This window comes from Microbulbifer maximicatervae (SeqCode) (assembly GCF_052467695.1).
Window position 1 is genome coordinate 3,742,750 of sequence record NZ_CP174320.1, and the last position, 18,063, is coordinate 3,760,812.

The 18,063-nt window shown below is 46.5% G+C and carries 14 protein-coding genes; 9 read left to right on the forward strand and 5 right to left on the reverse strand.

Annotated elements, in window-relative coordinates; translation table 11 throughout:
* Positions 1–309 precede the first annotated feature (309 nt).
* The 3 genes from ACJJI8_RS16480 to ACJJI8_RS16490 all read left to right on the forward strand — a co-directional run bounded on the left by ACJJI8_RS16480 (position 310) and on the right by ACJJI8_RS16490 (position 3,532).
* Complete coding sequence (locus tag ACJJI8_RS16480) at positions 310–1,617, forward strand: AAA family ATPase (protein ID WP_444933045.1); 1,308 nt, start codon at positions 310–312, stop codon at positions 1,615–1,617.
* A gap of 242 nt (positions 1,618–1,859) precedes the next feature.
* Complete coding sequence (locus ACJJI8_RS16485; protein ID WP_444933046.1) at positions 1,860–2,639, forward strand: hypothetical protein; 780 nt, start codon at positions 1,860–1,862, stop codon at positions 2,637–2,639.
* A 374-nt stretch (positions 2,640–3,013) separates the two neighbouring features.
* Positions 3,014–3,532: a hypothetical protein gene (locus tag ACJJI8_RS16490; RefSeq protein WP_444933047.1), complete on the forward strand. Its 519-nt coding sequence runs from the start codon at positions 3,014–3,016 to the stop codon at positions 3,530–3,532.
* Between the two features lie 121 nt (positions 3,533–3,653).
* On the opposite strand, the gene ACJJI8_RS16495 is transcribed toward ACJJI8_RS16490, so the two are convergent.
* A complete protein-coding gene (locus ACJJI8_RS16495; RefSeq protein ID WP_444933048.1) occupies positions 3,654–3,887 on the reverse strand; it encodes a carbon storage regulator in 234 nt (77 codons plus the stop codon).
* A 168-nt stretch (positions 3,888–4,055) separates the two neighbouring features.
* Between ACJJI8_RS16495 and ACJJI8_RS16500 the strand changes: the two genes are divergently transcribed.
* The 4 genes from ACJJI8_RS16500 to ACJJI8_RS16515 all read left to right on the forward strand — a co-directional run bounded on the left by ACJJI8_RS16500 (position 4,056) and on the right by ACJJI8_RS16515 (position 7,189).
* Positions 4,056–4,478 (forward strand): hypothetical protein, encoded by a 423-nt coding sequence (locus ACJJI8_RS16500; protein ID WP_444933049.1) that lies wholly within the window; start codon positions 4,056–4,058, stop codon positions 4,476–4,478.
* Positions 4,479–5,477: 999 nt separating this feature from the next.
* Positions 5,478–6,449 carry a 5'-nucleotidase gene (locus tag ACJJI8_RS16505; RefSeq protein ID WP_444933050.1) on the forward strand — a complete coding sequence of 324 codons (972 nt, stop codon included), beginning with the start codon at positions 5,478–5,480 and terminating at the stop codon, positions 6,447–6,449.
* A 48-nt stretch (positions 6,450–6,497) separates the two neighbouring features.
* A complete protein-coding gene (locus ACJJI8_RS16510) occupies positions 6,498–7,031 on the forward strand; it encodes a hypothetical protein (RefSeq protein WP_444901484.1) in 534 nt (177 codons plus the stop codon).
* Complete coding sequence (locus ACJJI8_RS16515) at positions 7,028–7,189, forward strand: hypothetical protein (protein WP_157954055.1); 162 nt, start codon at positions 7,028–7,030, stop codon at positions 7,187–7,189. The genes ACJJI8_RS16510 and ACJJI8_RS16515 overlap by 4 nt, the downstream gene beginning before the upstream one ends.
* Before the next feature lie 204 nt (positions 7,190–7,393).
* Here ACJJI8_RS16515 and csrA read toward each other — a convergent pair whose 3' ends face one another.
* A complete protein-coding gene (csrA, locus tag ACJJI8_RS16520) occupies positions 7,394–7,582 on the reverse strand; it encodes a carbon storage regulator CsrA (protein WP_282932586.1) in 189 nt (62 codons plus the stop codon).
* Between the two features lie 947 nt (positions 7,583–8,529).
* Positions 8,530–9,480, reverse strand: a complete 951-nt coding sequence (locus tag ACJJI8_RS16525; RefSeq protein WP_444932661.1) for an IS5 family transposase — start codon at positions 9,478–9,480, stop codon at positions 8,530–8,532.
* 96 nt (positions 9,481–9,576) lie between these two features.
* On the opposite strand from ACJJI8_RS16525, the gene ACJJI8_RS16530 reads away from it, so the two are divergent.
* Together ACJJI8_RS16530 and ACJJI8_RS16535 are read left to right on the forward strand one after the other, a co-directional pair.
* Positions 9,577–10,959 carry an AAA family ATPase gene (locus ACJJI8_RS16530; RefSeq protein WP_444933051.1) on the forward strand — a complete coding sequence of 461 codons (1,383 nt, stop codon included), beginning with the start codon at positions 9,577–9,579 and terminating at the stop codon, positions 10,957–10,959.
* Positions 10,960–11,625, forward strand: coding sequence for an HNH endonuclease (locus ACJJI8_RS16535; protein WP_444897104.1), 666 nt, complete (start codon positions 10,960–10,962; stop codon positions 11,623–11,625).
* A gap of 257 nt (positions 11,626–11,882) precedes the next feature.
* Here the strand turns inward: ACJJI8_RS16535 and ACJJI8_RS16540 are convergent, their stop codons facing one another.
* The gene (locus ACJJI8_RS16540) at positions 11,883–15,341 is read right to left on the reverse strand and encodes a UvrD-helicase domain-containing protein (RefSeq protein WP_444933052.1); all 3,459 of its coding nucleotides are present in this window, start codon (positions 15,339–15,341) and stop codon (positions 11,883–11,885) included.
* Positions 15,338–18,037 (reverse strand): PD-(D/E)XK nuclease family protein, encoded by a 2,700-nt coding sequence (locus ACJJI8_RS16545; RefSeq protein ID WP_444933053.1) that lies wholly within the window; start codon positions 18,035–18,037, stop codon positions 15,338–15,340. Before ACJJI8_RS16545 ends, ACJJI8_RS16540 begins: the two co-directional genes overlap by 4 nt.
* Positions 18,038–18,063 lie beyond the last annotated feature (26 nt).

Here is an 18,063-nt window from a genome sequence, read left to right on the forward strand (position 1 = left end):
TTAGTGGGTGTCCAGAATTACCTTTCATTGTAACCTCTTGAATTTAAATCATTTTTGTAGAACCAATGCTATTTTTCTAATCGGGCTTCTGCTGCCCTGCTCGCCACTCTATTTGTTGGGTGTCCAGAATTTTTCAGTCCTATGCCAATTTTCTCATCTGGCTTCTGCTACCCAGCTCGTCACTCTATTTGGTGAGCATCCAAAATTGCTGCTTTAGCTAATAGTTTTGGCGGTTTATACTTTTACTTTGTGGATGTTAAGGGTATTACTCCCCTCCTGAAATATTAAGAATGCATCTAAAGGGAATTTATGCAAATAGTATATGATCAAGACCAAATGTTAGCGATTCAGCTAATTGAATCTACTATTCAAAACTCGTCCTTTAATCAACACATACTTATAAAGGGCGAGGCTGGCAGTGGTAAGAGTGCTGTAATAAAAGCAGCAATTGCTAGGCTTTGTATTATCAACCATCCTATATCGGTTACTGCTTTTACAAGTCGTGCCACGAATAAGCTAAGAGATGGCATTAGTGGGATATGTCCGGAATCTTCAATATCAACGACGGGCCGTTTGTTTGGTTTTTGGTTCGACAAATTTGGTTATATCAATTGGCGCGAGATAACACCAAAATTCCAGGCCGGGCACGTAATTTTTATAGATGAGTGTGGGATGCAAGATGGAAAGGCAGCCAAGTTTATTATAGATGTTGCAAATGCCCAGAATTGCTTGTTGGTTATGGTTGGTGATCCTTATCAAATACCATACATAGAAAATAATAAATATGTTGAATCTCCAGTTTTTGCTGATTTATCTTTCACGCAAATTGAACTTTCAGGCTGTTATAGGCAAGATGCTACAGAAAAAAATGGTTTGTATCAATTGGCTAAAGGTATTAGGGCATCTGTCGATGGAGGAAAGTTTCCAGATTTTTTATCATTCAGCTGTGTTGAAAAATTACCGTTTACATCGTTTATAGACGCGGCCTCTAAGCGTTTTAAAAATGGAGATTCAGTAAAAATAATTTCAATTTCTGGATCTAACGCAGAGGTTGATGGGCTAAATAGGGGGGTGAAGAAAAAGGTTCTTCCTAGTAGGTCTAATTCTGCATTTCAAGAGCATGAAATATTGATTACGCTAGCCGATATGGAGACTGCTCAAGGTTTTATATCAAAAGACACTGATTTAATTGTTGAGTCTGTATCTAAGCCCAAAAAATCAAGTCTCGGTATTAGGGTTAATGACTATGTTTGTCGATCAATAACTGATGATAAGCGTGTAGAGTTCTCTGCCGCTCTTAATGTAGAGGAGGCAGTTGTTGTGCACCGCAATCTCAAAAGTGAATTAAAACAATCACTGGAATCAGGCAATAAATTAGGCGCTAATGAAATAAGAAAGAAGATTAGTGACTATGAGCGTTTTGCGGCTCCAGTTAATTCAGCTTATGCTGTTAATATAATAAGCTCCCAGGGCTCAGATTATGATCACGTGTTTCTTGATTTAACAGGGTTGCGAAATAAATATGACCGTAATTTACTTTTGCGAAAAATATATGTGGGAGTCACTCGTGCTCGAAAATCTTTAACAATCACCGGAAGCTTCCCTAAAAATCTATAATTTTTATATTACTTGAAACCAAGGCTTTATAATGTCTTTATCAAAAAATAAAGAGTGGGAAAGCTAAAAAATTATAGCGCATGGCTTTATGTCTTGTTTTGAACACATGTGCCGGCTAAGGTTGGTTTCTTTGTGCTCTACTTGTTTTAGTGGTTCTTGCTAGTTGGTATTAAAGCTAAAAAAGCGTAATACATAGATGCCGATTTTGAATTAACTATTATGTTTCTGAGGAGAAATAATCATTGTCAGATCTTTCAGAAAAGAAAGCTAATCAGATTAATCTATTTCTGGCTTACCTTGCTGTTTTAACGCCTGCAGGGTATTTGGTTGGTCTGAGCTTTTATCAGGGTAAGCTTGCTGCATTAGGTGTAAGTACAGAAGTTTTTCCCTTGGCAGTTCAAGATGCATATGTTTCAGCCTATTACGCAATTGGATATTTATTGATAGCGGTCAGTTCTATATGTTCGGATTTTTTAAAATTAATATTCTCCTGGCCTAGAATAATTTACACATTAATTGCCTTCTGTAGTTTTATTGGTCTGTGCTATTGGATAATTAAGAGCAAGAAAAGATCTAATTCAAAACTTAAAAGATTCTTATGGCTGCAAATCAAGAAAATAATTTCATATCTCCATTGGAAAAATAATGACTTTACTAAAGCAGTTGGTATAGCAGGTCTTGCATCCTATGGAATTTTATCAATTTTGTATGTTCTAGCTTTTATAGCAGTTTTTTGGTTCGCAATACCTGCAGCTTCCTATTATAGAGGCTTGGACTATGGTGCAAGCATCAGGTCTAACTACTTAGAGAGTGGCTGTCACATAGGCGATGATGACTTCTGGGGTAACTGCCACACAGTTAATAGCAAGGATGGAAAGTTAATTTTTAAAGGAATTCTAGTCGTCCATGCAAAAGATCATGTTGCATTTTTCCATGATGGTGGATCTATAGTAATGAAAATTCCAGAAGGGGCTAATATCACAAAAGATTTTCGTCAAAGGAAGATGACAAGTGTGCCCTGATGACACCTGCCTCGCATTTGATGCAAACATTACACCTTACATAGGGTTTTACATTGAGCGGAAATTGGACAGATGAAGAATTAAAGACGGCGTAGAAGCTTATCTTGATATGCATTCCAAGAGGCTAGAGGAATATCTTTTGCAAAGAGGAACATTTCACTATAACCTGTTGAATTCAAATCATTTTTATAGACCAAATACCAATTTCCCCATTTCTCTTTTACTTCCCTGCTCGCCACTCTATTTGGTGGGTGTCCAGAACTGCTAGTGTCTAATATTATTCAGTCACAAGGCTGACAGGAGTTGAAATTATAGAAAAGCGTGATATAAAGTTGTGATGTTGAATTAACTGTTAAGTATTCTCGGAGGTTTATTTGGATATCAAATCAACTTACGCATTGATCGCCGCATGCTCGGCCTTGTCTGGTGCACTGCTTAGCGGGGTGCTTCAAGCATATTTGATCGAGAAAAAATCCAAAATAGATCGAGAGTTATCAAACTATGAAAACAGACGTAAATTGGCTGAAAAAATTCACTTCAACTTGTCAAGCCTCTCGTTGAAGTTATCTTTAGCCAAAGTAGATATGGCAGAAGGCGAAGATAAAATTCGCTATTTTGATAAAAATTACGGCGAAGCACATGATCTTATATCAGAAGTACTAATGATTTCATCCCTATACTTTCCCGGCGTGAAAGAAAAATTACTGACTATAGAGGACCAAGCTAATCTATATTGGGGTTACTTTAAAGCAACTTTAAAAATCGACATCGCAGAGAACCAGGAGGGTTGGCAATTCAACTGTGACAAGGCTACCTCAGCATCAATCGACTGCCTCGAGCTAATAAAAAAGGCAAAAGCACAGCTAGAGCTCGAAGTAAAAAATACTAAATAAGCACATCAAGTACATTCTTTCCGTAAAAAATGTACCACTTACCGGATAAGCTATGTTTGCTATTTATAGAAACTTAAATCAGCTTAGGCCTCTTTTCTTGAATCATCTATCCTAAGCGTCTTCAAATGTCGACTTTTTGTTCATTTTTGATGCGTATATAGATCTCTTCTCGATGAGTAGAGAGGTATTTGAGGGCGTGGATACCTATCTTTACTTGATTGCCTTTCGCTACCAGTATCATGACTGAGACATTGGTTCCAATTCCTGGCGTTTTCCAACTCGGTGCTTTAGGGGCAATATGTTGTTTCCTACTGATATTAAAGCTGTAGATGGATACTGTTTGATTGGGAAGCATGGTAAGTGATTATTGGAGGAAGAGTGGGGTGTGGCGTTGGGTGATGGGCTCAGAATAGGAAATGGGAGGGCAAGACTTCCGGAGGTTGACGAGGTTTCGTAATAAAGTAGTTTACTTAACAGGTGCGTGATTATAGCATTATGTAAAAGCGATATATAAGGATAAACTGTGAGCCTGGAAGTAATTGTCACATCTTTTGTAGTTTCGTTTTTCGCTGGAATAGCGTGTATCAAATATATTCGTTTTAGGGAAGATCAGATCCGAAAGAAGATTGAAGAGATAGACTCTCATCAAGAGTTTGTCGAGAAGCTGAGCAAAGGAAATACTAAGCTGCTGAGAAGTTCACTTACGCTAATTTTTATTTGTTTCTTTCTTCTTTTTATTGTAATCGTACTTCTATTAATGGTTCATTTTTTAAATCCACCTTTGTTGCTTCGCAGTGTAATTTATGGTCTCTGTCTTGGTGGGCTTGGTACTGGAGTAGGTGTATGTTTTTACTTTGCGAGAGCTATTATCCAGAGTAATGACCTGCAGAGTACTAAAGCCAAGTTGCATGAAAAACGAGAAAGGCTTGAGCGCAAGATTACGTAGCAAGTACGTGTTGTAGAACTTAATTTATAAGCTAGTAACCTTACGCTGGGTGATCCACTCCTAAAAGTAGATGTCATGTGGTTTGGATTGGAGTATTCGTGTTATACACTAGTGATTCTGATTTTGAAGTCGTAAGAGACTAAGCCCTTTCACTACCAGCTTATGTGATTGTTATCCAATAGGGTTACACCTATACCGAGGGTGATGGGCTTCCCGTCTCTTATATGGGAAGCCGGTTCCGGGGACACGATAATACTTATTTCAAAGTTGGCTTGCCATGCCAGCCCCCATAGTCATGATTCATGGAAGTGAAAGCTTGCGTTCGGACCTCCTTCCTTAGCGAATTTGCCCCCAGCTCTTTTCAATGTCCACTTTTTGTGCGCGCATAGGTCGCTTCGCAATCGATAGGAAGGGAATTGGACGCGTGCATGTCTATCTTTCCTTGACTGCTTTTCAATTCCAGTGCAGCAAATAGGACATTAGTTCCAGCTTAAAGGCTTTCGCCGGCTCAGTGCTTTATGGTCAACTTATTTGCTTCCTCGTGGTATTCATACCATGGGTGGGTATCCTTTGTTGGGGGAGTTTAGTAGGTAATACTTTTCGGGTAGGGAATGGCCACAGTGGTGCAGAATAGGGAAGGCTGGGGGCTATTCTTCCTGAGTTGGTACTTCACTATAACCTGTTGAATTTAAATCATTCTTGTAGGAGCAATGTCAATTTTCTAATCTGGTTTCTGCTGCCGTGCTCGCCACTCTATTTGGTGGGTGCCCAGATTTGTTGAGTACACACAGAATATAGAAAGATAAATACAGGCTAATTAAATTATTTTAAATAATTTGTTTGGTTTATATTTCTTAATACATCTTTATTTTCTGCGCTATTTCCCTGTTCAATTATGAATCTTGCCGGTTTATACTTTTATTAGTGGATGTCCATGGTTGCATGGTACCGCTTCTGCGGTGGCTGCGCAGGACGCCTAATCAACCTGAAGGATAGTTGATGCCATATCCAATCGAAAGTAAGCTTGTGATAGCAGTATCGTCGAGTGCATTGTTTGACCTGTCAGAATCAAATGCCGTTTTCGAAAATCAAGGCCCAAAAGCCTACAAAGAATTTCAAGAAGCGAATCTGAATAATGTTCTTAAAAAAGGTGTTGCTTTTCCATTTATCCGACGGTTCCTTCAGGTAAATCAGCGATTTAGAGATGAGGTCCCGGTTGAAGTGGTTTTATTATCGAGGAATTCTGCTACCACAGGCAAAAGAGTATTCCGCTCTATTAAACACTATGAGCTTGATATTTCTAGGGCAGCTTTTGTCGAAGGGAAGTCTCCTTATGAGTATGTTCCAGCGTTTAATGCATCACTCTTTCTTTCAGCAAATGAAGTGGATGTCCAAAATGCAATAGATGCAGGATTCCCTGCTGGTGTTGTATTACCTAGTAAGATTGTAAACGATGATGGTGATGATGAGTTAAGAATCGCATTCGATTTTGATGGTGTGATTGCTGATGATGAGGCGGAAGCCATATTCAAAGATGGGGACTTACCAGAGTTTCATGAATATGAAGTAAAAAAGTCTGCAATTCCTCATCAACCGGGGCCGCTGGCAGATTTATTTAAAAAGTTATCCTCTCTACAAGAATTAGAGGATAAAGAGGTTGAAAGAGACCGAAACTATAAGCGTATACTTAGGACTGCGATTGTAACTGCCCGAAATGCACCTGCACATGAAAGGGTCATTACGACTCTTGAAGATTGGGGGGTAAGTGCTAATGAAATGTTCTTTTTAGGTGGGATGGTAAAAGAGAGAATATTAACCAGGCTTAAACCTCACATGTTTTTTGATGACCAAAGAAGTCACCTTAAATCAGATACTGGTGATATACCTATGGTGCATATTCCGTTTGGCATTGCTAATAACTCAGATCTTAAACACGAAAGTGCTGGTGACCAGCTAGAGTTGGTTACCTAAAGCTGAATGATTATCATTAGTCTCAGTAAGCATATTTAAGGAGGAAACATGCAACCGTCACATAAGGAAACGTTAGAACGGTATGATGTATTTCGAGCGCAAGCAAGAGATATAGCAAAAGAAAGCCTGCCCGGAAACCTGAAGGGCGTTCTAAATGTTGAAGGTATAGATCACAAAACCTTAAATGCTTTCCAGGCTTGGAAGGATACCGCTGAACGAAAGGTTTCATGGGATTGGGAGTTTTCCCGGAGCTATAAGATTTTCTATCCGAAGTCATTCGATATGTCAGTTTGGTTAGGGAATACTCTATGTTCAATGTCCCTTGGTCGCCCTACATTCAAGGGCACCGAAATGCGTTTAGATTTTATAGAGAGAGCGCCTAAGAATTGTCCATACGCCGGTGAAATGTTCAGTATTTCTCTATTGGCGTATGAAATTTATGGGGATCTAATTGGTGCAAAGAAAATTCGCATCATGGAGCCTATGAATGACAAGATCATAAAGTACTATATGTCTCATGGTGGGTTTAAATTGGTTGGTTCAAAGAAAGGCAATCCACATTATCTGGTAAGAGACTTATGAACGATAAAGAAAGATACGAACAGGCAAAAAAGAAAGCCGAAGAGAGGGCAAAAGAGTTGTTCAAGCCACTTCCTGAAGATATTAAGGAAGAGCTTGAAAAAGATAGCACTTTGGGCTCACCGGAAAACCTGATAGATCGTAGTGATGAAGAAGAATAGGTTAAAAAACGACCACAGTCTTCTGCGAACTAGTTATACTGCTTGTTCGATCGAATTTGTGTTGACTTTTACCTTTCTGTGGAGAGGTGAATTTTTGTAGTTGTAAAGAGGGCTATGTAAGTTCACTGCCCTATACCTCGAAGATAACTAGCTATTAATAGCGACTTTATTGAGGTGGAGCCTCCTTCCTTGGAGAACCTTTCTTCAACGCCTTCCGTTGCTTATTTTTCGTTCTCTCTCGATACGCACATAGATCTCTTCACGATGGACGGGGAGGGATTTGGGGGCGCGGATGCCTATCTTTACTTGATTTCCCTTCACTTCCAGCACTGTGATCGAGACATTCGTTCCAATTCTTAGGTTTTCGCCTGTTCGGCGCTTTAGGATCAACATGTTTTCTTCCTACCGATACTCAAACTGTGGGTGGGCATTCCTTGGTGGGGAAGCTTGGTAAGGGATACTTGATAGGAGAGTGGGGTGGGGCGCGGGGGCGATGGGCGCAGAATAGGAAAAGGCGGGCGCTAGGCTCCCAGAGCTTGGGCGGGCGCTCCAAGCTGCTGATTGTGCTCCACTTTATTGAAGACGAGCGGGTTTCTAGCGTAGTATGCATACAGCCATCTTGATAGGACTCTTATCAATTTGGTTAGCTGGCCCCTGGTGTTGCAGCACCTTGGGTCAGCGCCTTCTCTCTACTCTTAATTCACGTTGTGGTTCTCTTATTGAAAGTATGGACTCTTCAGAAATTTGGAGATCTTTGTTAGAGGGCAGCAACCGTAGAAATTTGCTTGATTGCAACCCTCCATACTGATTGATATCTATCAATTCTACTCAGCTGTGACACTTAATAAAACTTAATATATTCCAATAAGAAAATTTACGCGCCTATATTTCTCTGAGCCTCTGTGTTAGAAAGCTGATTTCCTTGGTTGCCCCTTTTGCTCCCGTAATTGAAGTTGGTTAACGCTTTAGTTGATAGGGTTGGCGGGTTATACTTTTTAATTAGTGGGTGTCCAGGATTGCTCACAGGTGAGCTTCGTGTAATAGAGTTAGAATATTTTTGGGGTTCTCTAGGTTTGAAACGAAAAATATTTAACGGACCAAGAAATAGTTGATTGGGGGTGAGTTTTGGGTTTTAGGATTACCAAATCTATTTATGAAGGTAGGCATCTTCCCCTTGCCAAACCTTCCTTAGGGACCCTCTGATCAACGAAGCATTTTTCTAGAATTAAGCTACACTGCTTGAAAAATTCACTTTATTACGCTCAAACGCGTAATTTTCGCGTAATAGTCCCCTAATTTTTCATCTGAAATCCTCAATAGGCGGATTTCAGGCGCCCCCCCTAGGTAGCCAAGTATTTTCTCCCTATTAATAAGTTGGTAAAGCCTGCCAGTAAGCACAGCCTCTCAGTATTTTTTACCAGTCCCCGATAGCGGACCTTGTCATAACCAAATACCTGTTTGATGTAGCGGAAGGGGTGCTCGACCTTCGCTCTTATCTGCGCCTTGATCTTTTCCGCTTTACGGAGTGCATCACGCCCTGGAAGAGTTTTTAGCTTGCTCGGCTTCATTGCTATATACCAATCCGCCTCCCGCTCTTTCAACTCTTCACGTTTCTCCGCACCAATGTACCCAGAGTCTCCCCAGATTCTTTTCTCCTCCCCGTGGAGAACTCGCTCTGTGGTTGTGACATCATGCGAATTCGCTGCTGTTGTATCTATGCTATGTATTACTCCGAGCACATCATCAACCCCGATATGCATTTTCATCCCAAAATGCCATTGATTGCCTTTCTTTGTTTGATGCATTTCCGGATCACGTTCTTTCTTTTCATTCTTAGTTGAAGTTGGCGCAGAGATAATAGTGGCATCTACAATCGTGCCTTCACGCAGTACCATGCCATTCTCAGCAAGATGTTTGTTGATTTCATCAAAAAGAGCTGCACCTAGCTGATTGAGCTCCAGTAAGTGGCGAAAGTTAAGAATCGTTGTTTCATCGGGAATTGGGCTACTCAAAGTCAATCCAGCAAAACTACGCATGGATTCAATTTCATACAGTGCATCTTCCATAGCGGGATCACTGAGATTGTAAAATAGCTGCATGCAATGAATACGAAGCATGACACTCAATGGATATGGCTGTCGGCCACGTTTGCCTTGTGGGTAACAAGGAGTGATCTGAGCTTCTAGTCGCTGCCATGGGATGAGGATTTCCATTTGAGAAAGAAACTTCTCTCGCCGAGTTATACGGCGCTTTAGCTTATATTCTGCTTCGGCAAAGGTGACTTGGTGCATGATTCATCGTAGTCTTGATGGGTAGGTGAATATTACCAAATTGACTCAGAATTATTCAGAGGTTCCTTAAATGGAGGTGAAGAAAACTGCATAACCGTGATAGTCGGTAAAAATGGCGTCGGGAAAAGTCGTTACTTAAGTGCCATAGTCGGTTCACTCAATTCATGTTTTTATGATGGTAGAGTTGATAAGATTCGAAGCTATAGAAATCAACGTATTAAAGCCTTAGATGGCTTCCACTTAGATATAATAAGTAACATGAAAAGCTGTAATCTAAGTGTAAGTATGGGGCATAGTGAATTTACGAGTGAGATCTCAGATCTTCCAAGAAAAATAATTGCGGTATCATCTACTCAGCACGATAAGTTCCCAATCCCCAGAAAGCACCAGAGTGGTGAAGGTGGTGTGGACGGTCGTTATTTTTACCTCGGTGAAAAGAATTTTAGACCAGCCTTAACTGCTGGGCCAACAACCATCCTTGATAGGGTGGCTGGATCTTTATTTAGAAACATTACTGATAACAGAGGGAAAGAAGGTAGGTTGTCGAATGTTTTTAGTTTTCTCGGGTATAGATCTACCATTACTATCACCTATAGATTTGAAATTTCTATTGACAGACTGGTTTCCGAAATTGAGAAATCCTCTCTGGAAGAAGATTATGTTGATCCAAAAAGAAAGTATTTTGAGCTTAAAATTAAAAATATAATTGAAGAAATTAATCGTGTTAGTTCTATAGATGAGGTTTTGGATGCGATCGATTTTATAAAGTGTAGTGTACCTGAGTTTAGGAGGCAGAGAGATGTTGTTTTTGATATGAATTTTGATTCGGGAATCATCAATTCTGGTTCTATAGAGCTTTTTAGGCGTACCTATTTATTAAGGCAAATAGGATTGATGCGACTGGAAGACGTGATCCTTTCTCCGATGGATGAATATAGCAAAAAATTCTCAATTAGAGAGGCTAGCTCGGGTGAGCAGTGTGTTATTTCGACAATTTTAGGGGTGGCCGCTGAAATCGAAAATAATTCATTGATTTGTATTGATGAGCCTGAAATTAGCCTGCACCCGGAGTGGCAAGAGAGGTACATTGATCTTTTGCTTAAGACTTTTTCAACCTATCAAGGTTGCCACTTTATTATAGCTACTCACTCGCCTCAAATAGTATCCCAAATGCGTGGTGAGAATAGTTTCATACTCAAAATGGAAACTGGTGAACTGGCTTCAGCTAGCGAGCATTACAATAAATCTGCTGATTACCAGTTGGCATATATGTTAGATGCACCAGGGTTTTCAAATGAATTTCTAGCAAGGGAGTGTTTGAGCCTCATATCCAAGATTGGTAAGAAAGACCTGGATGACTTGGATGATATTTACAACAGGGTTTCTAAGTTGTTGAAAGTAAGGGAGCTTGTAGATGATGCTGATCCCATTGCCAGCTTAATTGATGGTCTAGAAATGGCAGTAAAGGAAAGGACTTAGATGGCTATAATACAATCCCCTGTTGTTTATTCAGATGATGGCGCGCAGCTAGTAGAAGAATATGAAAATACAAGTGAATTGCATCACCAAAATTATTGGGCAAGGGAAGAGGTGTCCTCGATAAAGAATGAAATAAAAGAATTTTATAAAAAAATACAGAAGTACATTTGTGTTTATTGTAATAAAAAATATCCTGTTAAGCACTCATCTGTTTGGGATGCTGAGCATATAGTTCCAAGAGAAAAATCCCCTCAGTTTATGTTTGTTCCAAGAAATCTTTGTGTGGCGTGTAAGGACTGTAATGGGCCTAAAAGTAATCATAATGTGCTTGTAAATAGTAATAGAAAAACATACCCAACAACTAGTGATGATTTTTTAATTGTCCACCCACATTTTGATGACTATAGCGATCATATAGCTATATTTATGGGAAGTATTTATTCACCCAAAACAAAGAAAGGACAAAATACAATAGAGTTGTGTAATTTACTGAGGTTTTCTTATGAGGCTGTTGGTTGGGAAGCGGGATTAGCTGAAACCCCAGATGTAATTGAAACTGCCTCGGCTCTTTTATCTAGTGATAAAGATGAGCAGGAGAAGTTAACCATGGAGCTGTTAATGAAACTGCAAATAAATGCCAGTAATACCCTTCTTAAGAGAAAGTGAGCTACTTGGGTCTTTAAGCTGAGCGTAGCTATCCATTTTTAATTGGATAAGCATGGCATTTTATATAAATGAAGATATGCAAACTGGGCTGTTGCTGTGTTGCAGAGATCGTAGCAAATTAGCCCACACAGTATACCGTTTATTGTGCATAGAGCACTAGGTTTCATTGGATGTCTCAATGGTTTATATGGGCTATAAGTAATGTGTAAGCCTTCTTTACGAATAGATTAATACCTCGTCACTACGTTCCTTTTATCCTAATCTAACTCCACCAACCTCCGCATTAACGGAAAATACAGTGCACACCGAATATTCCGCTCCCCCCGCGCATAAAAGAGCTTGCGGTAATTCTCCAGCTGATTCCGGTACTGCTCCAGTTGAGCCGCAATAAATTCTTCCTGGCTTTCCTCACCACTGGGCTCAGCCGTTTTGTAGTCGACAATCCAGCGGGTGCCTTCGTTATCGATAAAGGTGCGGTCCACAATGGAGCGTCGTAACTGCCGGCCACCGCTGTGGAGTTCAAGCTCGCAGGCAGATTCCCTTAGTGAGCCATCCAATAGCCAACGGCCGGTGGAGCAGTTGAGGCTGTTGCGTACGGCGATCTCCACTTTCTCGGCGGCGCGGTCCAGGCTGGTGGCGGATAGCCCCAGTTGTTTCAGGCGCAGTTGCCATAGGGGGCGCTGGGCTTCCAGTTTGCTGGGTGTCCAGTCGTTGATATTGCTCTCGGCAATGGTGGCGAGGGTTTCGTGGGCTACGGTGCCGGCGTGTTTTAACCAGCGCAGGGCTACCTGGCCCAGTTCGGGAATATTGTCTTCTTCCTCGGTTTTGGGTTGGTAGTCTGGCATACGGTATTGGGCCAGCCATTCCTGCCGGGGCATGGCCTGGGGTTGCCATTGGTTGGGCAGGCGCAGCAGGTAGTCGTGATCTCTGCTGGCTTCATCCTGGTTGAGCAAGGGTTCTTCCGCTTCCAGCCAGTGGCACCAGTCGCTTTCCTGATGGTGCAAAACACTGGGCCAGATGCCGGCGAGTAGGGCGGCGCTGCCGGGGGCTTTTAGGTGGCCCTTTTTTTCATCCCGGTTGATACAGGCCAAAAGATGCAGCGAGCGGATGGCGCGGGTGCAGCCTACATATAACAGGCGCGTGCCTTCAAGGCGTTCGCGTTCGCTGTTGTCGTGCTTCAGGTATTCAAAAACCGGGTCGCGGCCGCCGCGCGCATTTTTGGGGGCGAGCAGGAAGCGGCTTTCGCCTTCGCGGCTGAGCCATTCGCTCCAGCGCAGCAGTTGGTCGCTGCCGGGTTTGCCGCCTTGGTCGAGGCCTGGGATCAGTACGTGTTCGAACTCCAGCCCTTTGGATTTGTGAATGGTCATCACCTGCACTTTGGCATCCTGGGCGGGGCGGGCGTAGAGCTGTTCCAGGGCCAGGGTGAACTGTTGCCAGTCGGTAATGGCTCCGCCGGTATCGAAGGCTTCTAATAATTGCAGAAAGTCCTGCACATTATTCAGGTCGGATTTTTGGGCAACGGTGGCGGGGCCGCCCAGTTCCAGCCAGAGGCCTTCAATCCAGGTGCGCAGGGGTTTGCGGCCGCGCTGTTGCCAGGCGTGCAGCAGTTTGGGGGCCGCTTGGGCCAGGCGTGTGCGCCCTTCATCGCTGAGCAGGGCGATATCGTCTACTTCCTGCAAGGCCATTAATAGTGGGCGTGCGCTGGTATCGGTTACGGTGATATCTCCATTGCCCCAGTTGGCCAGGGTGTAGAGGTCTGGCAGTTGCAGTCCGCACCAGGGGGCGCGGAGTACGGCCAGCCAGCTGATGCGGTCGCTGGGGTCGAGCAGGGCGCGGGTGAGGCTGAGTAAATCCAACACCACCATTTTACTGGCGAGCGGTGCTAGCTCTGGGGCCTGGAAGGCGATATTGGCAGTACTAAGGGCCGGCAGAATTTTTTGCAGATGTTTTTTCTTGCGCACCAGAATGGCGATACGGCTTTCCGGATCTTGCGCTTGCAATTGCTGCACCAGTTCAACCGCTTGGGCGGCTTCGCGGTTGCGGTCTTCGTCATCAATGCATCCGTAAAAATTCACCGAGGGCTCGGCCCATTTGCTGCCTTTAAAAGCTTCGGATTGCAGATAGCGCACGGCGCCGCGCCCGATATTGTCCGCTTGCGGAAAGGCCCTTTGGAAAGTCTCGTTGACCCAGTTCACCACTGCGCTTTCGGAGCGGAAATTTACCTGGAGGTCGAGGGCTTCCAGGGGCACTTCACCGATACCGCGTTTGCGCGCATCCAGGAAAATACCCACGTTGGCATTGCGGAAGCCGTAACAGGATTGCATGCCGTCGCCGACAATAAATAAGGTGCGGCCGTCTCCCTGCTGCCAGCCGGCAGTGAGTTTTTCCAGCAGTTGTAGCTGGGTGTGGGAGGTGTCCTGGAACTCGTCCACCAGAATATGCTGGGATTGCAGGTCCAGTTTTAGGGCCAGGTCTGTGGGGTTATCGCTATCGCCCAGTGCGATCAGTGCGGCTTGGGCCACTTCGGTATAGTCGGTGGCGCCCAGTTGCTGGAAGACCAGCTTTAATTCTGCGACTAACTTGGGCAGTACCTGGGCGAGCCCTTGCAGCAGTTGCCATTGGCTCTGTTGCAGTCCGCTGGGGAGCTTGCCTACTTCTCGCAGTGCGGAGAGCAGCGGTTCGTTGCCGGCCAGTTCCGCCAGCAGGTCTTTCATGCGCTGTTTGTATTCTTCGGCGATGGGGCGCTCGGGATCTTTTTTATCCGGCAGGCCAAAACCGAGTTTTTTATTGATGCCGCCGCCTTTGCGCAGATCACCAGTGGTGGTGAGGAGCAGGCTGCCGAGGGCGAGCCAGGCGGGTAGGCCGCTGCTGTCTGTGCTGGGAAAATCGTCCTGTTCGGCGAAGAGGCACAGGCCGTGGCTGGGGTTTTCCTTTTGTAAATTGCTGCCTGCATAACTGGCCAGCTCCAGCAGTTCCCCGGCGTAGCTGCCGAGGGCTGTGGTGAGGTCTTTCAGCTTTTCTGCCACCAGTTCGTCGATAACAAAATGGAAATAGTCCTGGGCGCCGTCAAAGTTAACGCTCAAAAGTGGGCCGAGCCATTGCTCGCGCTTATCCAGCAAAATACGCAGCAGTTTATTGAGCTGGCCCAGGTCGTTGTCCAGGTGGAGCAGTAGTTGCTGCAGGTCTGCGTCTGGGGTTTCGCCATCGAGGTGTTTGAGCAGGTTTACTACCGCCAGTTCGAAGGCAATTTGGGTGCGCTCCAGAGGTTCACCCGGTGCGCCAAGGCCGCTTTCGATCGGCAGTTGGCTGGCGAGGCTGCGGCAGAGGCCGTCGATGGTTTGAATGCGCAGGCGCTGGGGTGTTTGCAGCAGCTCCCATTCCAGTTCGTGATCCCGCTCCAGTAGGGCGCGGGCCAAATCCCAGGTGATGGCATCGTGGGGGTTGTCTGGCCGGGCTTGGTCGCGGGCACTGTGCAGGGCGTCGATCAGGCGCTCGCGCATTTCACCGGCGGCTTTGCGGGTGAAGGTAATGGCCAGCACTTCTTCCGGCTGCTGGCAGGCGGCGAGCAACTTTAATACGCGCTGGGTAAGCAAGCCGGTTTTACCGGAGCCCGCCGGGGCAGATACGGCAAAGCTGCGGCTGATATCCAGGGCTTGGCTACGGGCGTCGGCATCGATGGGGCGGCGCAGGGCGGGAGTGGTCACGACTTCGTTCATTCGGTTATTTGCTCCCTTTCCGGCCAGCGGTTCAGGGGCCAGAGTTCACTGTTGTTATCGGTGGGGCGATCAAAGGCGAGGGTGGCTACACCACTGCGATATTCGGTGGCGAGGGATTCCAGGCTATAGCGCCAGTGCTCCACCAGATTGCTCCAGGTGCCGTAGGGGGATTCTTTTTCCGTATCGCCCACGGCTTTTATGCCGGCGATGGGGTGCTCCAGATCTCCGCAGCCATTCCATTTGCAGTCGCCGTTGCGCACTTGGCCGAAGGCGATGGCGTGGGCGTCCGGTTGGAAGAGGGCGTAGAGCGGCAGCTGGGGTTCGCGGATACGCTGGGTAAGCCAGTCGCGAATACTGGGGACGCCAGTTTTGTAATCGATTACCAATTGTTCGCCGCTGGCGAGTTGGTCCAATCGGTCCAGGCGCAGGTTAAAGTGCAGCCCGCCGATTTCCACGGCTTGTTCCCATTCGACTTTTTCTACGGAGAAATTGGGCCTGTCCAGTTCCACGGATAGCCATTGTTGCAGCAGGCGCTCCAGGCGCTGCTTTTCCATGGCCCAAAATCCGATCGGCAGGTGATTGTATTTTTTGCGCACACTGACGAGGGAGCGCTCCACCGCGCGTTCGATTTGCGCTTGGCGTTGCTCGTCGTCCATAGCTTGCAGTTGTGCGAGGGTGCCGCACTGTTGCCAGAATTCCGCTAGCACCTGGTGCACCACATTGCCGCGCTCGGCGGGGCCGAGGCCGATATCCGGTTGGGTAAAATTGCTGGCGCCGAGGCGGAAGCGCAATTGGGCATTTAACGGGGACAGGGCCTGGGCCTTGAGCACCGAGGCACCACCGCGCACCCTTTCGCATTCAGCGGGGGTGAGTGGCGGTAGCTTTTTGTCTTCGATTTTTTCCAGTTGGCAGGCTTGCGCCAGTTGGCTGTAGTGATTGTGCAGGGCGCCTTCGGCAAAGTGCTGGGCTTGTTGCGGGCTTTCAAACAAGCTGCTCAGGCCCTGCTGCACACCATCTTCTTCGCAGGTGTAACTCACGACGATATCGCCGCTGGCATTGAGCAGGTCGGCGGTGAGTTCGCGGGCCAGTTCCAATTCCCGCTCGGCACTGGCGCGGGGCATCTTCCAGTGTTTTTGCCATTGAATTGGCAGCAGCGGATTGGGCGCCGGTGCTGGCGGCCATTGTTGTTGGCCGAAGCCGACCAGGCGCAGGTGATCGAAGGCGAGGCCGCCAGCTTCCAGTACCCCGAGAATTTGCAGGGGGCCATCGCGGGTTTCCGCCTGGAAGGGGGTGCGGCTGGCAATCTGACGCAGCAATTGCAGGGCCTGGGTGAGAGTAAGGTTGCCACCGCAGGCACTGAGTGCGGCGAACTCTTCCAGGATGGATTCCCACTGCATCAGCTGCTGGTATTCCTGGCTGTCCGGGTTGCGGTTGCCGGGCCAATTTAATGCGCTAAGTGTTTCGGAAAAACGCGCGGCCCAAATTTCTGCGGGGGCTCGCTGCCATCGCCGGGCGCGTTCGGCCACTTGTTCCAGTTGGCGGGGCAGTTGCGGTGATTCCAAGTGGAGGACTTCTGCGGTGCGCTCGGCCCAGTAGCGCAGGGTTGCGCCGTCGATACGGCGCAGTTCCAGTTTTTGTAGGCGGCGGAACAGGGCACTGCGCAGCCAGGTTTCACTGTCGTCACCCCAGAAGGGGCTGAACAGGATGTTTTGCAATTGGGGGTAATCCCATTCGTCTTGCAGTAGCGATAGCAATTGCAGGGCGGCGCTGCCGATCGGTGTCTGTGCCAGGGGCGTACCGGCGGAGAAGTTAAACGGCAGTGTGTAGCGCGGTTGTTGCGGGTCCAGGTATTGGGGTTCGAGCACGCGGGAAAATACCGCTTCCACCTGGGCGCGGCACTGGCCCAGATTATTCACCACTATGCCAACACTGTGGCCGGGGTTTTCGGCGAGCTTTTGCCCGGCCCAAAGGGCCGCCTGATAGAGTTCTTCATCTAAATCGGCGCAGGCGGCTACGGACAGTTCGCTCTGCTGGGTAAGTCCCGGCCTTTCATTAACGGCTGTTGCACCGGCGTGAATCAGGGCATTGGCGAGGGGCGAAATCTGGGCGAAGCCGGCGGTATCAATTTGCGCGACGGGTTCCAGAATGCCTTCTTGGAATGCGAGCAGGATCAATTGATCGCGCTGGTCTGGCGTGATGGCGCTGTGGGCCTGAAGCTCAGTGGCAAAGGCTTTGATCATTGCGCACAGCGGCAGCTCGTCGCTGCGCATAGAGAGTGCGAACTGTTCCAGTAGGGGAGTTAGCGCTTCATCTATTTGCGAGAGGTCGGAGATCAGTTGCCATTGGAGTAGCTGTGCCAGGGCGCTATCGGCATCCCGGCATAGTTGCTGACTGTTGAGCAGTTGCCGGTCCAGGGATTCATCCAGGGCGCGCTGCCAGAGTAATTGCCGCTGCTCGCGATTCAATACCTGCTGCAAGGCGGGCTGCCAGTTGCGCTGTTGCAGCTGGAACCAGAGCTTGTCCAGCCAGCTGCGCAGGGATTCCACCGGCGGCGGCATCCAGCAGGCACCGGGCGACTGCTGCGCGGCAAACACCTGTTGGCAGCGGTTGCGCAAACGGTTGTTGGGGGTGAGCAGCAGTCCGCCGGGGGGCAGCTGCGCCAATATTTCGAGAGCGGGAAATGCCGGCTTCAGCATGAATTCGGGTACCGGTTAGGGCTTGT